This is a genomic window from Aestuariibaculum sp. YM273, from assembly GCF_030908365.1.
Taxonomy (GTDB): domain Bacteria; phylum Bacteroidota; class Bacteroidia; order Flavobacteriales; family Flavobacteriaceae; genus Aestuariibaculum; species Aestuariibaculum marinum.
Window position 1 is genome coordinate 1,907,128 of sequence record NZ_CP133090.1, and the last position, 17,208, is coordinate 1,924,335.

17 protein-coding genes are annotated in these 17,208 nt (G+C 34.8%); 6 read left to right on the forward strand and 11 right to left on the reverse strand.

The genetic code is table 11. The features are described 5' to 3' along the window. Positions 1-2: 2 nt before the first annotated feature. From RBH94_RS08145 to RBH94_RS08155, 3 genes are read right to left on the reverse strand one after another with little or no spacing between them, the layout of a single operon-like run. Positions 3-953 (reverse strand): transglutaminase family protein, encoded by a 951-nt coding sequence (locus RBH94_RS08145; protein ID WP_307880455.1) that lies wholly within the window; start codon positions 951-953, stop codon positions 3-5. A gap of 10 nt (positions 954-963) precedes the next feature. Continuing rightward, positions 964-1,890, reverse strand: a complete 927-nt coding sequence (locus tag RBH94_RS08150; RefSeq protein WP_307880456.1) for an alpha-E domain-containing protein — start codon at positions 1,888-1,890, stop codon at positions 964-966. Between the two features lie 21 nt (positions 1,891-1,911). Then, a complete protein-coding gene (locus tag RBH94_RS08155) occupies positions 1,912-3,354 on the reverse strand; it encodes a circularly permuted type 2 ATP-grasp protein (protein WP_307880457.1) in 1,443 nt (480 codons plus the stop codon). A gap of 373 nt (positions 3,355-3,727) precedes the next feature. Between RBH94_RS08155 and RBH94_RS08160 the strand changes: the two genes are divergently transcribed. From RBH94_RS08160 to RBH94_RS08170, 3 genes are all read left to right on the forward strand, one after another. Next, positions 3,728-4,303, forward strand: coding sequence for an RNA polymerase sigma factor (locus RBH94_RS08160; protein ID WP_307880458.1), 576 nt, complete (start codon positions 3,728-3,730; stop codon positions 4,301-4,303). Next, positions 4,290-5,027 (forward strand): hypothetical protein, encoded by a 738-nt coding sequence (locus RBH94_RS08165; protein ID WP_307880459.1) that lies wholly within the window; start codon positions 4,290-4,292, stop codon positions 5,025-5,027. Before RBH94_RS08160 ends, RBH94_RS08165 begins: the two co-directional genes overlap by 14 nt. Before the next feature lie 63 nt (positions 5,028-5,090). Beyond that, on the forward strand, positions 5,091-6,173 hold the full coding sequence (locus tag RBH94_RS08170) for a hypothetical protein (protein WP_307880460.1): 1,083 nt from the start codon (positions 5,091-5,093) through the stop codon (positions 6,171-6,173). Between the two features lie 36 nt (positions 6,174-6,209). Here the strand turns inward: RBH94_RS08170 and RBH94_RS08175 are convergent, their stop codons facing one another. Continuing rightward, positions 6,210-6,830, reverse strand: coding sequence for a DUF4386 domain-containing protein (locus RBH94_RS08175; protein WP_307880461.1), 621 nt, complete (start codon positions 6,828-6,830; stop codon positions 6,210-6,212). A 207-nt stretch (positions 6,831-7,037) separates the two neighbouring features. On the opposite strand from RBH94_RS08175, the gene dnaG reads away from it, so the two are divergent. Then, complete coding sequence (dnaG, locus tag RBH94_RS08180) at positions 7,038-9,002, forward strand: DNA primase (protein ID WP_307880462.1); 1,965 nt, start codon at positions 7,038-7,040, stop codon at positions 9,000-9,002. On the opposite strand, the gene RBH94_RS08185 is transcribed toward dnaG, so the two are convergent. Together RBH94_RS08185 and nadE are read right to left on the reverse strand one after the other, a co-directional pair. Next, positions 8,997-9,629 (reverse strand): response regulator transcription factor, encoded by a 633-nt coding sequence (locus RBH94_RS08185; protein ID WP_307880463.1) that lies wholly within the window; start codon positions 9,627-9,629, stop codon positions 8,997-8,999. The genes dnaG and RBH94_RS08185 overlap by 6 nt on opposite strands. Positions 9,630-9,726: 97 nt before the next feature. Continuing rightward, entirely contained in the window at positions 9,727-10,515 is a 789-nt protein-coding gene (gene nadE, locus RBH94_RS08190) for an NAD(+) synthase (RefSeq protein WP_307880464.1), read from the reverse strand. 92 nt (positions 10,516-10,607) lie between these two features. Between nadE and gldB the strand changes: the two genes are divergently transcribed. Together gldB and gldC are read left to right on the forward strand one after the other, a co-directional pair. Continuing rightward, entirely contained in the window at positions 10,608-11,570 is a 963-nt protein-coding gene (gldB, locus tag RBH94_RS08195) for a gliding motility lipoprotein GldB (protein ID WP_307880465.1), read from the forward strand. Then, entirely contained in the window at positions 11,571-11,909 is a 339-nt protein-coding gene (gene gldC, locus RBH94_RS08200) for a gliding motility protein GldC (protein ID WP_188223992.1), read from the forward strand. Positions 11,910-11,912: 3 nt separating this feature from the next. Here the strand turns inward: gldC and def are convergent, their stop codons facing one another. The 5 genes from def to mreC all read right to left on the reverse strand — a co-directional run bounded on the left by def (position 11,913) and on the right by mreC (position 17,206). Beyond that, a complete protein-coding gene (gene def, locus RBH94_RS08205) occupies positions 11,913-12,542 on the reverse strand; it encodes a peptide deformylase (RefSeq protein WP_307880466.1) in 630 nt (209 codons plus the stop codon). 129 nt (positions 12,543-12,671) lie between these two features. After that, on the reverse strand, positions 12,672-13,949 hold the full coding sequence (gene rodA / locus RBH94_RS08210; protein ID WP_307880467.1) for a rod shape-determining protein RodA: 1,278 nt from the start codon (positions 13,947-13,949) through the stop codon (positions 12,672-12,674). After that, the gene (mrdA, locus tag RBH94_RS08215) at positions 13,942-15,885 is read right to left on the reverse strand and encodes a penicillin-binding protein 2 (protein WP_307880468.1); all 1,944 of its coding nucleotides are present in this window, start codon (positions 15,883-15,885) and stop codon (positions 13,942-13,944) included. The genes rodA and mrdA overlap by 8 nt, the downstream gene beginning before the upstream one ends. Beyond that, positions 15,886-16,389 (reverse strand): rod shape-determining protein MreD, encoded by a 504-nt coding sequence (locus tag RBH94_RS08220; protein ID WP_307880469.1) that lies wholly within the window; start codon positions 16,387-16,389, stop codon positions 15,886-15,888. Then, entirely contained in the window at positions 16,382-17,206 is an 825-nt protein-coding gene (gene mreC, locus RBH94_RS08225) for a rod shape-determining protein MreC (protein ID WP_307880470.1), read from the reverse strand. The genes RBH94_RS08220 and mreC overlap by 8 nt, the downstream gene beginning before the upstream one ends. Between the last annotated feature and the right edge of the window lie 2 nt (positions 17,207-17,208).

The window sequence follows — 17,208 nt, forward strand, 5'->3', positions numbered from 1 at the left end:
AATTACTGCTGTTGCTGCTGTTGCTGAATACGTTCCATATGGCGTTTATAGCTGTTATTCTTTATTGATGACATTGGAGTTTCAGGTAAAATTAAATCTTCATCACTTTTAGACGTACTTACATTTACTTTTACAAACAAATCAGCATTTGCATCGCCTTTAAAGACGCCTTTAACGGGCGCACAGTCACTATAATCTCTGCCAACAGCAAGACGAACATGACAATCGTTGGCTATAGTATTGTTTGTTGGGTCGAAACCAAGCCAGCCATAAAAGGGGATGTAGGCTTCAATCCATGCATGTGTCGCACCCTCTCCACGAGTATTATCGCTATTCGGACAAATATAACCACTAACGTATCGCGCTGGAATACCACACATTCGTAAAGCTTGGAGCATGATGTTTGTAAAATCCTGACATACGCCTGCTTTTATTTTCCAAACTTCATCAATAGAGGAGTCTACTTTAGTAACTCCTTTAGTGTATTTTATAAGGTTATAAACATAGTCACATAGTTCCTGCAAAGCCTGATAAACGGTTTTATGTTTAACTTCTTTTTCATCAATAATTTGGGCTAATTCATTTGTACCACTAAATGGTTTATGAATTAGGAAATCAACAAACGGGTCGTCGTATTTTATGTTTTCTAATTCCTTCCATTGCGTTTCTGGGGCAATCGTATCTTCTGGTAATATTTTAGAGAAGGTTGTTACTTCAATGTTAGACTCAATATACAGCTCCGTAATGGCTTCGGTAATCATAAACGAACCAACAATATTTTTATAATAATCGAGGTAAGTTTGCACATGGGCATTATTCGTAATTACCAGATAATGAGAGTTGACATTCTGAAATTCATCATTAATAGGGTGTAAACGCAATTGGTTAGCCGCATCAATTACCGGATTATCATAACTATATTTTGTGACGTGTTTAATGAAATAGGTTGCCATAAATGGATGATTAATTGATTGGTGTATAGTAGACAGAATTTATATTTTCGGAAATATCACCTATATCTTGTTTTATGCCATCAACAAAGTTTTGAAGCCCTTGATCTTTTATATTTTCAATTGTCGTGTATTTGATACTACTTTCCAGTTTGCCTAAAAGAAACTGTAAATTGTTATTTCCAAGTTCGCCTGCTTCTATAAGTTCGGTGATGTGTCTGTTTAATTTATTAATGCAGTAATAAACCGATCTCGGAAAGAGTTTGTCTCTGAAAATGAGATCTACAATTTGGTCTTCATTAAATGAAGATTTATACGTTTTTAAATATTTTTGATAGCCACCTACCACCAGTAACAGGTTTCTCCAGTACAGGCCTTTTTCTAAATCATCGGTAGCTTCACTTATTTCTTTAAGTTTTAATGTCGTAAAATCTGAAATTAAAATTACCCGTTCTAAATACCGCCCAACATTCATAAAGTAATAGGCAGGCCCACGTTCCTGCATAATATCGTTGGTGCCGTAAAACATTAAATGATGTCCTAGCAGCTCTTCCAGAAGACGAATAGGGTCTTCTTCCTTAAGGCGTTGTCTTAAATTGTTATTTGTTACAAATAAGTAGTAGTTGTTGATGCATAACCACGATTCTCTTGAAATATGCTCCTGGACACTTCTGGCGTTTTCTCGGGCTCGGGTAACAATATTTATTATGGAATTATCATTACCAGTCTCGAAAATCATATAATCAATACACTCGATGGCGTCTTCGGTATAAAACTCGGTTTCGGAGGATGCGAAATTTTTAATGACCGGAGTCCATGAAAAGAGTTCGGGTGAGTCCTGATTGGCATAAAAGTTTACTTTTAACAGGGCTAGAATACCGTTACCACGTGCCATGTACCTATTCATCCAAATGAGATTATTTGCTACTCTACTTAACATATATTCGTTCTTCTTTTTAAATTATTTTAAAACCCATGTGTCTTTACTACCGCCACCTTGAGAACTATTAACCACCAACGAGCCCTTTTTAAGAGCAACCCTGGTTAAGCCTCCCGGACAAATGTCGACACCGTCTACACCACTTAAAGCAAAAGGTCTGAGGTCTATGCATCGTGGTGATAATTTGCCATCAATAAAGCAAGGCGCCGTAGATAGTTTTAAAATGGGTTGCGCTATAAATCCATCGGGTTTCTTTTTTACGGTATCCAGATAATCTTTTATTTCTTCATCACTGGCTTCATGCCCCATAAGCATACCATAGCCACCACTTCCGTCGGTCTTTTTAATAACCATTTCCCTAATGTGCTGGGTAACATATTCTAGCTCGTCAGGTTTACTAAGCTGATAGGTTTTAATATTTTTCAAAATAGGCTCTTCGCCTAAATAATACCGAATCATGTCTGGGACATAAATATAGATAGCTTTGTCATCGGCTATTCCCGTACCCGGAGCATTTACAATTATTACATTTCCTTTACGGTATGCCGCCATGATACCTGCTACACCTAAGATGCTTTCTGCTTTAAACTCTAATGGATCCAAGTAGTCATCATCGACACGACGATAAATAACATCAACTTGTTTCAGGCCATTTGTTGTTTTCATATACACAAAATGGTCTTTGACTACGAGGTCGTTTCCTTCTACAAGTTCAATCCCCATAAGTCTGGCCAATGTGGTATGCTCGTAGTACGCCGAATTGTATATACCTGGAGTTAATAATACTACGTTAGGATTAACGATAGGAGAAAGTTCTTTTAGTTTTCGGTATAAAAAGTTAGGGTAATTTGATACGGATCGTACGCCGTTTTTAGGTAATATGCCAGGGAAAAGACGTTTGGAAATTTCTCTGTTTTCAAGCATGTAACTCACTCCAGAAGGTGTTCTTAAATTATCTTCAAGAACATAAAACTCGCCATCTTCATTGCGAATTAAATCGACTCCCGAAATATGTACATAAATATCGTGCGGTACATTAACCCCCTTCATTTCCCTTAAGAAGTATGGGCAGGAGAAAATTAATTCACCAGGAATAATACCATCTTTAATAATAAATTGTTCATGGTAAATATCTTTTATGAACAAGTTTAGGGCTTTAAGCCGTTGTTTAATACCGCGTTCTATTTTATCCCATTCTTCGGCGGTTATAATTCTCGGAACAATATCGAATGGGAATATTTTTTCAATGCCTTCATTGTTATTATATACGGTAAAAGTGACCCCTTGACTCATAAATAACTGTTTGGCTAGTTCTTCTTTGGTTGATAGTTTTTCAGGTGAGGTGTTTTTTAGGTATTCAACAAATTGTTCGTATTGAACTCTAAACTCAGCATTGTCGTTGTACATTTCATCCCAGGTGTTGGGTAACTTATCATAGGAAGAAAATAGATTGTTCTTGTTCATAAATTAATAAGTATGTACTTAAATATACTTAAAAATTGAAGAATAGACAGCGAATTAAAGTTATATGTAAATTAAACTTAGCGTTTATTCGTATTTGTTAAAAATATTTCTAAAAATATATGTGCTTCATAATTTGTCTATAATTAAATTGTATACTCATCAATCGGTTGCCATTTAATTTGGTTTGCTTTTGGGGTAATTAAATTGTGTTTTTATAGATTGTATGTTAAAAGATGTAGAAAATTAAGATTAAATTAATGTTAGGTGTAAATTAAATTGCTGAAAAGTAGTGGTTTGTTTAATTTTTCAAAAAAATATAAGAACGCAGGCAACCATTATATTAAAATTCTCGTCTATTTAAATAGAAGACCAAATGAACAGATTATTGAAAGTTATTCAACTTCATAAGAACGAGTCGACACTCATAAAGCGAGCGGTAAAAAATAACCGAGAGGCGCAACACACCTTGTTTGAAAGTCATGCGCCTAAAATGTTAAGTGTTTGCCGATATTATATAAAAGATGTGTATCAGGCTGAGGAAGTGATGATGAATGGATTTTTTAAAGTCTTTACGAATTTAAAAAGCTTTAGGAGCGACGGAAGTTTTGAAGGTTGGGTTAGACGAATCATGGTTAGAGAATGTATAAGTTATTTAAGGCAACAAAAAAATATTGAATTTCCGGTTGAAGAGGTGGACTTTAAAAATGAGTTTACTAATAATATAGAAACCGAAATTGAGGTAGAAGAGATACAACAACTTATTGACGAATTGCCTGAAGGTTATAAAATAGTATTTGTAATGTATGCGATACAGGGGTATAAACATCAGGAGATTGCAACCATGTTAAACATTGCCGAGAGTACATCTAAGTCGCAGTTATTTAAAGCTAGAAAGCTTTTACAGGAAAAAATTAAGAATAGAAACACAACAAGCTATGGCACGAACTGATTTTGAAAAGCATATAAAGGAAAAGCTTGAAGATAGAAAAATACATCCTTCAAGAGAGGCATGGAATACACTTGCAGAACGATTAGATGCCAATGAAAAAAAGTCAAATAATAAAGGGTATTGGTGGCTAGGCATTGCTGCCAGTTTTATAGGGATCTTGTTTTTGGTAACCTTATTTATTAAAACTGAAGATGCAGAACCAGTAATTGTTGATAACCCGAAGGAAATTAAACAAGACGACCCGGTCGAGGTTATTGCTTATGAGGATGATACTTTGAAGATTGAAGAACATCACTCTAACAAAACACTTCAGGAGTCTGTGCTTAAAAAGCAAAATGAAATTATACCTAAACAAGAGGAGCCTGTAATTATAGCTAAAGAAGAATCGGTAACTCCGGAAGATCTGCAAAAAGTAAATCGCCAACTTAAAAAGGAGTTAAGTTTTGAAGACCAGAAAGTAGAAGAAGTTGTTGCTAAGGTTAACGATTTAATGACTCAGAATAAAAACGTCACCGAAGATGAAATTGAAGCTTTGCTAATTGAGGCGCAACGTAGTATTAATAAGGAGATAATTATCAATCAGTCTACTGGAATTGTTGATGCCGATTTACTACTTCAGGATGTAGAAACCGAATTAGATCAATCGTTTAGAAGTAAAGTGTTTGAGGCTATTAAAACCAGTTTCGGTACGGTGAAAACAGCCGTTGCACAGCGTAATCAATAAAATCATCATTCAAAATCAATTATACAAATCAATGCCCGTTTAGGGATCAAAAAACGAACAGTTATGCAAACCATTACTAAAATCTTAGTGCTTACAGCACTGTGTTTAAGTGTGCAATTCATCAATGCACAGGACACAATTCAAAATGTGAATAACAAAGAGAAAATAGAACTTTTATTAAAGGAAAAGGAGGTTGTTCAAAGTCAGGAACGTGACATGCTTAAACAAGAAGTGGAGGCAATAAATGTTAGGCTTGAAAAAGGCGAATTGACCAATTTGGAAGCCGATATATTAAAGAAAGAGGCTGCTAAAAAGCGTGCTTTAAATATCGAAAATCGCGTAGCTATCGTCGATAATAAAATAGAACTTCTTAAACGTAATGAAGACGATTATGATATTGAGAAGGGAGATGAAAACATTATAATTCGTATTGGAACCGGCGATGAGACTAGCGAAAGTATTGTGTTTGTTGGTGATAAAGAAGATGACAAACCACGAAAATACGACAGACGTACAACAAGCGATTTTGTTTTAGCATTTGGTTTTAACAATGCTATAATAGAAGGCGAGAAGTTAGACGATTCGCCTTATAAATTTGGAGGGTCGCGTTTTTTCGAAATGGGTTGGGCCTGGAAAACCAGAGTATTTAAAGAATCTAATTTTATGAGATTAAAGTACGGATGGTCGTTGCAAATTAACGGATTAAAAGCTGCCGATAATCAATATTTTGTTCAGGATGGAGATCAAACATTTTTAGAACCTTTTCCTTATGATCTTAAAAAAGCAAAATTATCGGTTTCTAATCTAGTGTTTCCTGTTCATTTTGAGTTTGGGCCATCTAAAAAAATAGAACGCGAAAATTACTTTAGGTACTCCACTAAAAATCAGTTTAAAATAGGTCTTGGGGGTTATGGCGGATTTAACGTAGGAACGCGACAAAAGCTTAAATATACAGCCGATGGAGAACGTTCTAAAGAAAAACAAAAACGCAGTTTTAATACCAGTAACTTGGTTTACGGATTAAGTGGCTACTTGGCTATCGACGATGTAGCTTTGTATGTGAAATATGATTTATCTCCGCTGTTTAAAGATCAGGATATCAGACAAAATAATATTTCTGTTGGACTTCGGTTCGATGTCGATTAATTAATAAAAAAAGCGACACTTAACGTGTCGCTTTTTTTATTGTATTGAATGTTTAAAGCCTTTAAATAAAAGCCAGATGGCAAGAGACATTTCTCCAACAATACTCGGTGTAGCAACCAACGTAAGGAAAACCGAACTGTATTTTTCGTAATCAGCTAATAAAAAATGAGCGCAAGTATCAATCATATACATTAAACCAGCTAATATGAGAAAGAGAGTAATGAACTTAGGTGTCTTAATGATGCGTCCTAAAAGGATGAGGTGAATTCCAAAAAAGAAAAGTCCGATTAGCCAGATGGTATTAAATGTATTGATGTAATTTAGAACATCAGTATCATTTGTAGCTTTTAAAGTTAGGGGCAAAGTAAAAATGGCAACCCCCATAATTGCAGCATGCATCATTCTAAAATAGGTGCTTAAAGTTGATAAATAGTGAGTTTTATATAAAAGGTAAAGTGCCCATGCTACAACAACATCAAACACAACAGTTATTAAAAAGGCTATTATTCCTAATCTAATCATGAAGTCGTTATTCGTAACAGTTTCTAATGGGGTTTTTAATATGGTTTCTATAACGTAAAAATTTGCAAAGATGGCAGCAAAGAAGATGATAAAATAGCTAAAGCCTGCGATTATAGATAATTTTCTGCGGTTCATGTCTTTTGGTATTGTAATAAGTTTAATCAGTTGACGAGCATGATGTTAAATTGTTACATCTACAAGATAATGTTGATTTGTCTCGGTAGAAAATTAATTTTGTTTGAATTTTTAGTATTTTGGAGTTTAAGTATGTTATTCATGTTTATTTTTGTATCTCGAATTAAAATTTATTATTTAGTCTTTTTCAATTAAAAACCAAACCATTTGATTTCTCCCGCTTCTATAGATTTAGTTTTTGAAACCGCTCGTGTAGAGGAGGTTATTGGCGATTTTGTTCAGCTTAAAAAAGCAGGAAGTAACTTTAAAGGGTTAAGTCCGTTTAGTGACGAGCGTTCGCCAAGTTTTATGGTTTCGCCTGTTAAACAAATCTGGAAAGATTTCTCAACTGGAAAGGGTGGTACCGTAGTGTCGTTTCTAATGGAACACGAGCACTTTACGTATCCAGAGGCCATAAAGTATTTGGCAAAAAAGTACAATATTGAAATAGAGGAAACCGAACAAAGTAACGAGCAAAAGGAAAAGGCTAATGAGCGCGAAAGTTTGTACTTGGTAAGTGAATTTGCCAGTTCGTATTTTCAAAACATACTTCATAAAACTGATCAGGGAAAAGCCATTGGTTTAAGTTATTTTAAAGAACGTGGCTTTACCGAAGAAACCATTAAACGATTTGATTTAGGGTATTCGCTTGATGAGTGGCAGGCCTTTACAGACGAAGCTTTAAAAAAGGGATATAATATAGATTATCTTGAAAAAACCGGATTAACCATTGTAAAAGACGAGAAGCGATTCGATCGTTTTAAAGGGCGTGTCATGTTCCCTATAAAAAGTATGAGTGGTCGCGTACTCGGTTTTGGTGGTCGTATTTTAATAAATGATAAAAAGGCAGCAAAGTACCTGAATTCACCTGAAAGTGATATTTACCATAAAAGTAATGTGCTTTATGGTATTTACGATGCGAAGCAAAGTATAGCAAAAGAAGATAATTGTTATTTAGTAGAAGGCTATACCGATGTGATTCAGTTTTACCAAACAGGGGTGACTAATGTAGTGTCTTCATCGGGAACAGCTTTAACCTCAGAGCAGATACGATTAATAAACCGCTTAACTAAAAATATAACCGTCCTTTTTGACGGTGATGCAGCGGGTATGCGGGCATCACTTCGCGGTATCGATTTAATTTTAGAGCAAGGTATGAATGTAAAGGTTTGTTCGTTCCCCGAAGGCGAAGATCCTGATAGTTTTGCCAGACAAAATACTTTGGAAGAGTTAACCGAATATTTAAGCCAAAATTCGAAAGATTTTATTCAGTTTAAAGCCTCGATTCTTTTTGAGGAATCAAAAAACGATCCGATAAAAAAAGCTGAAACGGTACGCGATATTGTAAACAGTATTTCAAAAATTCCAGATCAGATTAAAAAGGAAATTTATATTCAGGAGTGTGCGCGCATTATGGATATAAGTGAAGATGTGCTTTTTAGTACCTTGGCTCAAATCAATAATAAAGATGTTAAGGATAATAAAAAGCAGGGTGGCGATTATAAAGCATTCGATGTTATTAAAAATCAACAGCAGCCGGCAGCAGTAAAAAAAGTTGATGTTCAGTATTTATTAGAGCGAAAAATTATAGAAATTTTATTGCTTTACGGAAGTAAATCAGAAGAGTTTGAAGATTTGGTTTTAAAGGAAAATGATAAGGGCGAATTGGAATTGGAGCCTGTTATTCATACCGCTCGGGTATTTGAAAAAATTTATTTAGACTTACAGGATGATGAAATGCAGTTTGGTAATCCGCAGTTTAAAACCATTTACTATACGCTCATTGAAGCTTTGAATCAGAATGAAAATTTTGAATTGAGGAGTTTCATTAATTCCGTAGACCCGGATATGGGGTATGAGATTTCTAATATTTTAATGGAGGATGAACGCTACTCACTAGATAACTGGCAACGCATGGATATTTTTCCAAAAGAAAAACAGCACAGCGTTGCGCAATTAGTTAGTGAAACTATACTTAACCTCCGTTGTTTTTTAATCGACCAAAAAGTCAAGGAATTTCAACAAGAAACATTGTCAAATAAAGCTGATGTAAATCGAAATGTACTTGAAGAAGTCAAAGACTATTCTGGTTTAAAAATGTTATTGTCTAGAAAATTAAATCGTGTTTTATAACAACGATTCTTTAAGCTTGGCTTGATTTACTAGATCAACCAAATTAGTAACTTTTAATTTACGCATTAAACGCGCTTTATAAGTACTAACGGTTTTTTCGTTAATGTCAAGCTCCTTAGAAATTTCTTTATTCTTTTTACCGATGGTTAGAAGTTTTAAAACTTCGGCTTCTCTTGTAGAAAGTTTTTTATAGAAAGATCCAGATTTATTTGCTCGGCTTCCAAATGCTAACTGTTGTGTTAATTCGTTGCTTAAATAAATACCGCCTTCAGCTACTTTTAGGATGGCTTCGTTTATTGTAATAACGTTTACAGATTTGTGTAAATACCCGTTAGCGCCGGCTTTAATGGCGTTAATGGCATATACTTCTTCTGGTTCACCACTAAAAATAAGGGTTTTTACGTCTGGATAATCTTTTTTAAGATAACGTAAAATTGTTAAACCGTTTAATTTTGGAAGATCTGCTTCTGTTAAAAGGATGTCTACAGGATTATTTTTGATGAATTCCATCACGGCTTCGCCGTTGTCTACACTTCCTACAATTTTAATGTTGGAAGATGCAGAAAATAGAACCTCAAGCCCTTTCCTGGTAATAGGGTGATTGTCTGCTATTAATACTTTTACCATAATTTTAAAGCTTTATTATAATTAGTTAGAGAGGTTATTATAATTGAGAGAATAAGCTTATTACAAAAGTAGGGAAATTTTATGTGATTTGCAATAATTAAAGCAAATTGTTTGGAATTTCGCAAACAGGTATAGGAATCATCTTATGTTTGTTAGCCATGTTAAGGCGTTTGTAGATTTTAAATACCTCTTGTTCTCGTCCTGAAAAGTCCTCGTAGGTCTTACCTTCGGCGTCCATTTCCATAGCCCATTCCAATTCTGGATAAGACGCTCCTATTTGGTCTTCGTCGGTACGGTCGTCGCCCCACAGACCATCGGTTGGAGCTGCATCAATAATCTCTTGATTGACACCTAAAAATTTGGCAATTTCGTAAACCTGAGTTTTATATAAATCGGCAATCGGACTTAAATCAACACCTCCATCTCCGTATTTGGTGTAAAAACCAACACCAAAATCCTCAACCTTGTTTCCGGTTCCTGCTACTAATAATTTATCTAAAGCCGCAAAGTAGTACAACGATGTCATACGTAAACGCGCTCTGGTATTCGCAAGAGACATAAAGCGCTCCTCTTCGTTTTCTACAGGAGGTAAGGAAGCAATCAGGCTATCAAACACAGGAGTTAGGTTGACCTGTGTCATCGTTACCTCTTTAAAATTTGCTTGTAACCATTCAATATGATTTAACGCGCGACTCACTTGGTTTGGAGCCTGATGAATAGGCATTTCTAAACATAAAAGCGGTAAACCTGTTTTGGCACAAAGGGTAGAGGTCACAGCAGAATCAATTCCGCCAGAGACACCAATTACAAAACCTTTTACGCCTGCTTTGGTGGCGTAACTTTTTAGCCAATCAACTATGTAATCTACAACTTTTTCTGTTTGCATATTAAATGAATTTAATTCTAAGAATAGTACCTTTGTAAACAAAAATAAACGAATCGACCAATTAATAAAAATTTATAGCGTTTAAGTTTTATATGAAACAGGGATTATTGTTTTTAATTTTTTTAGTGAGTGTTTTTTCCTGTCAAAAGGAAAACAAATTAGAGAACGAAATTGCAAAGATTAATATTGATGCTAAAATAGAACGTTTCGATACTTTGTTTGCAGGAGTGAATGTTTCAAAATTAAACGATTTAAAAAAGGCATACCCTTTTATGTTTAATGAAAAGTTTACCGATTCGTTTTGGTTAGCTAAAGTGTCTGACACTTTGCAGCAACAATTGTTTGCGGAAGTTGATAAAACCTTCAGTAATTTTTCTTCTACAGAATTAGAAATTGAATCACTTTTCAATCATTTAAAATATTATTTTCCTGAATTTCATGTGCCAAGAATCATTACAATAACCAGTGATGTCGATTACAGAAATCGTGTTATTGTTACCGATACGATTGATATTGTGGCTTTAGATAATTACCTGGGAGCAGATCATGAGTTTTATCAAAGTATTCCGGTGTATTTAAGTGAAGGCTTTAAAAAGGAAAATATTGTTATCGATTTAGCGGGCGAATACGCCAAGAAATATATCCATCCTGTTAGCCATAGAACGTTTTTAGATGAGATGATTTACTTCGGAAAGCAATTGTATTTTAAAGATATTATGGTGCCTTTTAAAACTGAAGCATCAAGAATTGGATATACAGAAGCAGAGCTAGAATGGGCACAAGTTAACGAAAGTGAAATTTGGCGCCATTTTGTAGAGCATGAAATGTTGTTTAGCACTGACTCCAAGTTATCAGGAAGATTTATAGCTGAAGCGCCGTTTTCTAAATTTTATTTAGAAGGTATCGATTCAGAATCACCTGGGCAACTGGGACAATATATAGGATGGCAGATTGTTAGAGCATATATGGAGCATAATGAAGTGTCTTTAAAAGATATGCTGATAACAAATGCCGATGAAATTTTTAATAATTCAAAGTTTAAACCAAGAAAATAAATGTCTAAAAATCATACTTCAAAAATAGAACTTCAAGTCGAGCTTGATGAAAATAGAGTGCCTGAGAAATTACATTGGACAGCCCAAGATGGTGGAATAACCAACGAAGAGGCTAAAGCGATGTTGCTTTCGGTTTGGGATTCTAATGCACAGGAAACCTTACGCATCGACCTATGGACCAAAGATATGCCTGTAGATGAAATGAAAGTGTTTTTTCATCAAACGTTAGTGGCCATGAGCGATACCTTTAATCGTGCGACTCAAGATGAAAAAATGACAGCTACGATGAAAGATTTCTGCGACTATTTTGCTGAAAAATTAGAAATTAAAAAGCAATAAGATTTATTGAGCGGTGTCTTGTATTTCTTTCTGTAAATGATCGAGGTATAAGATGCCGTTTAAATGATCTATTTCATGCTGAAAAATCGCTGAAGTAAAGCCTTCAACAGTTTCGGTTTTATGTTTAGCATCCATCGTGTCGTAAGCAATTTTTATACTGAAGGCTCTAGTGCTTAAGGTGTCGCTTCTTCCGGGGATTGATAAACATCCTTCTTTACAAACCTGTTTCTTTTTAGAGTATTCTTTTATAACAGGATTTAGGTAAACTTCAAAAGCTAAGTCTTCTTTATCAAAGCGCTGTACCCAGATAATATTTTTTAATATACCTACTTGAGGAGCGGCAATGCCAACTCCCATAGATATACTGTCTCTAACCGTAGCATACAAACGTTTTACGAAATGTTGCAAAACAACATCGTCTGGATTGGCTTTTATTTTTGAACTTTTGGTACGAAGTAATAAAGAGTCTTTTTTATCGGTAATTTTAAAAACGCGCATGGGAGCTAAAGAGTCCGATGCCATAATTAAATCAATTTGTTCAGAAGAAAACCCGTGTCTTAAAAGGTTTTTTGGTCCGTGACAAGAGGACATCATCAGAACTATTCCGAAAAAAAGAATACGATATATTTTCATCTATTTTGAATTTTAGCCAAGAGATTGCTGTTACTTTTATTTCGAGTTATCAGCGAATAAAGCCTTTAGTTTGCCAAATACCCATTATGGGTTTTCATAAAATTATGATTGATATAAGCCAATTTTCGGCTACCACTCATTGATTCTGTTTGAATCTAATTTTATAAAGATAAATATTAAAATGGTAAATGCCCAAAGCCCTGAACCTCCGTAGCTAAATAAGGGTAGAGGAATACCAATGGTTGGGATTAAGCCCATAACCATACCAATATTTATAAAGAAGTGGACAAAAATAATAGCCGCTACACTGTAACCATAAACGCGACTAAACTGCGATTTTTGTAATTCTGCTAAATGTAGAATCCGTAATAATAATAGAACAAATACAATAACAACTAATGAACTTCCTAAGAAGCCCCATTCTTCACCAACCGTACTAAAGATATAATCGGTGTGTTGTTCGGGAACAAATTTACCTGTGGTTCGTGTGCCTTCCATAAACCCTCGTCCTGTAAAACCTCCAGAGCCAATAGCTTTTTCAGATTCGTTTAGGTTGTAGGCAAAGGTTTTTTTCATTCGCTCTAGTTTTTCAGGGTCTTTTTCTAAGCGTAGCCATAAACTAATACGGTCTTTTTGGTGTGGCTGAAGTACCGAATTGTAAAAGAATTTTATTCCGAAAGAGACGCCTGCAGACAAAAGAAAAGCCAAAATAAAAACCAATAGGTTTGATTTTCTTCTGTTAAAGAAATAGTATCCAAAGATTAAAATACCTGAAATAAACGTGGTTATTAAACCGCCAAATTTTAGGGATAAAATAGAAAGTATAATGAGTGAAATACCAATGTTTAAATAAAATTTAGGTAAACCCTCTCTGTATAAGACGAAGAAAAAGGCACCGTATACAATGGTACTTCCCGTGTCGTTTTGAAGTAAAACCAGAACTGCAGGAATAATAATTATTATAAAAACCTGTATCTGATCCTTAAAGGTCTTTATATTGGTGTTTAGGTCACTAACATATTTAGCAACAGCCAGGGCTGTAGCAGTTTTAGCAAACTCACTGGGTTGTATGGTCATGCCCCCAATACCGTACCAGGAGGTTGCTCCATTTACATTTTTACCAAATACAAACAATCCCATGAGGGAGAGCATCGAAATAATATAAATAACACTCGAAAACCGTTCATAAAACTTCGCGTCAATAGCAAGGAGCAGAACGATAAGAGCAAATGTTAAGAAAATAAAGATTAGTTGCTTGCCATAAGGTTGTGAGAAATCAAAATAATTAATCTCGTCTCCAATATGAGAAGCCGAGATAATATTAATCCAACCAAAGCCTGCTAATAGTAGAAAAAGAATAATAGTAATCCAGTCAAATTTAAAATGTCTGTTCGTGTTTCTAACCATTAATGTTTTGGTTGTTAAGTTTGGCTAATTCTTCTTTAAGTTCTTTGTATTCTTCTGGAGATACTTGCTCTAGTGTGGTATTTCGGTTAATGCCAAAAGGTTCTCCTGAATAAGGTTTTTCATATTCGTGTTCTAACGTATGTCGTAACAACCAGTCTTCTAAATCGGTACGGGTAATTTCACCTTTTAGATGTTTTTCTATAAGTAAACTGGCTACTCGTCCTGCAAAACGACTTCCCCAGTACCCATTTTCAACAAAAACGGCCAAAGCAATTTTAGGATTGTCTTTAGGTGCAAAGGCCACGAAAATGGAATGGTCGGTAAGTTGTGTTCTTGTGCTATCTATTGTTGTGAAATTTTCTACCGTACCTGTTTTTCCACAAATCTCAATATCCGGAACTTGTAAAGCAGAGGCTGTACCTTGTTTGTAAACTTGTAGCATACCTTCTATAACCGGTTCAAAATTTTCCTTGTCAATTGTGGTATGTTTAGGTGTTGTATACTTTTCCGGAATGTCTTGACCTTCAATTTCTTTAATGATATGTGGTGTATAAAAATAACCTCTATTCGCTATAGCTGCTATCATATTTGCTAATTGAATAGGGGTTGTGGCAACCTCTCCCTGACCAATAGCATTCGATATGGTATAAGTAGAATAAAAGGTATTTGGGTATACGTATTTGTAGTAATCACGATCCGGAATTCTACCTTTTTGACCAATTTGTAAGTCGTACCCCAAAAAGTTACCTAAACCAAAACTTTTGGCATGGGAACTCCATTTATCAATACCCTCGGAGGCATTTCCGTTTTTATCTAATATTTTTCTATAAGCCGTTGCAAAGTAAGCATTGCAAGAGTGCATAATGCCGCCAACCATGTTATTTCTGGTGCCATAAGCACAGTGACATCCCATAACGCGCCCACCATAATGATAGCCTCCATTACAGGTTACAATTTCATTTGGGGTCATTACGCCTTCCTGAAGTGCTATTAAGGCATTCATTAATTTAAAAGGAGAACCAGGTTCGTAAACCCCTTGCAAGCTTCGATTAAAAAGGGGCTTGGCAATGGAGTCTCTAAATAATTTGGTGAAATTTTTAGAACGTTCTCGCCCAACCAGTAAATTCGGATCGAAGGAAGGAGCAGCAATCATAGCCAAAATCTCTCCGGACGATGGTTCTAATGCAACGATACCACCGCGTTTATTACGCATTAATAATTCGCCATAGGCTTGTAATTCGGCATCAATGGTAATGGTAATGTCTTTGCCTTGTACAGGAATGGTGTCGTAGATGCCATCTTTGTAAGGGCCGATGTTTCTATTAAATCGGTCTTTCTGAATAAATTTTATGCCTTTTACACCACGCAGAATTTCTTCATAAGAGGCTTCGACACCTTCTCTACCAATTAAATCTCCGGATTTATAATATGGGTCATTTTCCATATCACGATTCCTTACTTCACTAATGCTACCTAAAACATTAGCTCCAATAGAGGTCTGATAATGTCTTAACGAACGTTTTTGGATATAAAACCCTTCAAACTTTCGCATCTTTTCCTGTAAAACCGCATAATCGGCCTTTGATAATTGAGGAATGAATACGTATGGTAACCTCGGGGAATAATTATAGGCTTCTTTGTATTTTTCTTTAAAGCGTTCTTTGTCTATTTTTAAAAGCGAACAAAACTCTAAGGTATCTAGTGGTTTTACTTCACGAGGAATCACCATCACATCGTAGGATGGCTGGTTTGATACTAATAGTTCGCCATTACGGTCGAAAACAAAACCGCGCTTCGGATAATCGTAAACTTTTCTAATGGCATTGTCTTCAAATAAATTGTTACTATTTGGATTGTAGATTTGAAGATAAAAGAGCCTAGAAATAAACAATAATCCTGCTAGAACTATAACAATGTAAAGCAAAAATTGTCTCATCTATTTTTTTCTACTAAAAATAATGGTTGCCAGAATACATAATAAAATAGTAAATATACTAGAGAATAACGTTTTCTGAAGCACTAAAATTATTTTTGAAGCATTAAATATTTCTAAAGAAAACAATACAAAATGATGTACTAAAGTTAATATGGAAATATAAGTGAATTTCGATCCGAATTCTACATTATCAAATTTAATGGTTTGGTGTTCGTACATCATTCCGAACGAGAACTTCAAAATTAATGGTCTTGCATAAGCTATAAACACACTGGCCGCTGCATGAATACCACCTGAATCCTGAAATAAATCAACCGTAAGTCCTATTAAAAAACTCAAAAAGATGATTAACATGCGATTGTTTTTTACAGGAAATAGTAAGATGAATAAAATGTAAGGATACGGATTAATGTAGCCTAAAAAATTAATATGGTTACATATAAGTACCTGTACCAATACTAAAATAACAAAGCGGGCGATATTTGAGTAAGCGGCATTATTCATTGGTTCTTCCGCTTAATAAGTTTTTAATTTCAGATTTGTTGGTATTTTCTATAATATAAACATGCTCAAGATTGGTCATGTCGTTAAAAAGCTTCACGTTAATTTCATAGAAATTCTCGGCATTGTCAAGTTTAAAATTAGCAACAACGCCAACAGGAATTCCTTTTGGGAAAATAGAAGACATGCCAGTTGTTACAATCGTATCGCCTTTGGCTACCGGAGCAATTTTTTGAATATCGATAAGTTGTGCAAATTCCGGATCCTTGCCATTCCAGGTTAGGGAACCGTAATGATTCGTTTTCTTTAATTGCGCACTAATTTTAATTGTGCTATTTAATACAGAAATAACGGTGGCGTAATTTCGACTTGTTTTATTAATAACACCAATAATACCTTTTGAAGAAATAACTCCGAAATCTTCTTGAATACTATCTTTGAACCCTTTATTTATTAAAAGCACATTGTCGGTAGCCGAGTAATTGTTTTTTATAATATTAGCAGTTCTAAACTTGTAAATATGGTTAACGCCAAGGGTGTCTAAAAATACAGAGTCCTGTTTTGTATTCGAATTGTAAAGTAAGTTTTTTAGACGATTGTTTTCTTCAGCTAATATCTCATTTTGAGATTTTAAATTGAAATAGCCGTTAATGTTGCTTACAGAATTGTAAACACCACCTGTTAAAAAGTTTGCTGAATTTATAAACTTACTCTTGTGATACGAATGCGACTGAATTGTAAAAAAAAGAGAAATACCAAACAGCAACAAGAACAACAAGAAGTTTTTGTTTCTTATTATGAAATTAATAATCTGTTGCATGT

What these genes read in the sequence shown, in the direction of transcription:
- nadE (WP_307880464.1), bottom strand. Translation starts at nt 10,515, where the DNA reads ATGCAAACAGAAAAAGTTGTAGATTACATAGTTGATTGGCTAAAAAGT.
- gldB (WP_307880465.1), top strand. Translation starts at nt 10,608, where the DNA reads ATGAAACAGGGATTATTGTTTTTAATTTTTTTAGTGAGTGTTTTTTCC.
- RBH94_RS08220 (WP_307880469.1), bottom strand. Translation starts at nt 16,389, where the DNA reads ATGAATAATGCCGCTTACTCAAATATCGCCCGCTTTGTTATTTTAGTA.
- mrdA (WP_307880468.1), bottom strand. Translation starts at nt 15,885, where the DNA reads ATGAGACAATTTTTGCTTTACATTGTTATAGTTCTAGCAGGATTATTG.
- RBH94_RS08185 (WP_307880463.1), bottom strand. Translation starts at nt 9,629, where the DNA reads ATGGTAAAAGTATTAATAGCAGACAATCACCCTATTACCAGGAAAGGG.
- RBH94_RS08165 (WP_307880459.1), top strand. Translation starts at nt 4,290, where the DNA reads ATGGCACGAACTGATTTTGAAAAGCATATAAAGGAAAAGCTTGAAGAT.
- mreC (WP_307880470.1), bottom strand. Translation starts at nt 17,206, where the DNA reads ATGCAACAGATTATTAATTTCATAATAAGAAACAAAAACTTCTTGTTG.
- RBH94_RS08170 (WP_307880460.1), top strand. Translation starts at nt 5,091, where the DNA reads ATGCAAACCATTACTAAAATCTTAGTGCTTACAGCACTGTGTTTAAGT.
- RBH94_RS08160 (WP_307880458.1), top strand. Translation starts at nt 3,728, where the DNA reads ATGAACAGATTATTGAAAGTTATTCAACTTCATAAGAACGAGTCGACA.
- RBH94_RS08150 (WP_307880456.1), bottom strand. Translation starts at nt 1,890, where the DNA reads ATGTTAAGTAGAGTAGCAAATAATCTCATTTGGATGAATAGGTACATG.
- RBH94_RS08175 (WP_307880461.1), bottom strand. Translation starts at nt 6,830, where the DNA reads ATGAACCGCAGAAAATTATCTATAATCGCAGGCTTTAGCTATTTTATC.
- gldC (WP_188223992.1), top strand. Translation starts at nt 11,571, where the DNA reads ATGTCTAAAAATCATACTTCAAAAATAGAACTTCAAGTCGAGCTTGAT.
- RBH94_RS08155 (WP_307880457.1), bottom strand. Translation starts at nt 3,354, where the DNA reads ATGAACAAGAACAATCTATTTTCTTCCTATGATAAGTTACCCAACACC.
- RBH94_RS08145 (WP_307880455.1), bottom strand. Translation starts at nt 953, where the DNA reads ATGGCAACCTATTTCATTAAACACGTCACAAAATATAGTTATGATAAT.
- rodA (WP_307880467.1), bottom strand. Translation starts at nt 13,949, where the DNA reads ATGGTTAGAAACACGAACAGACATTTTAAATTTGACTGGATTACTATT.
- def (WP_307880466.1), bottom strand. Translation starts at nt 12,542, where the DNA reads ATGAAAATATATCGTATTCTTTTTTTCGGAATAGTTCTGATGATGTCC.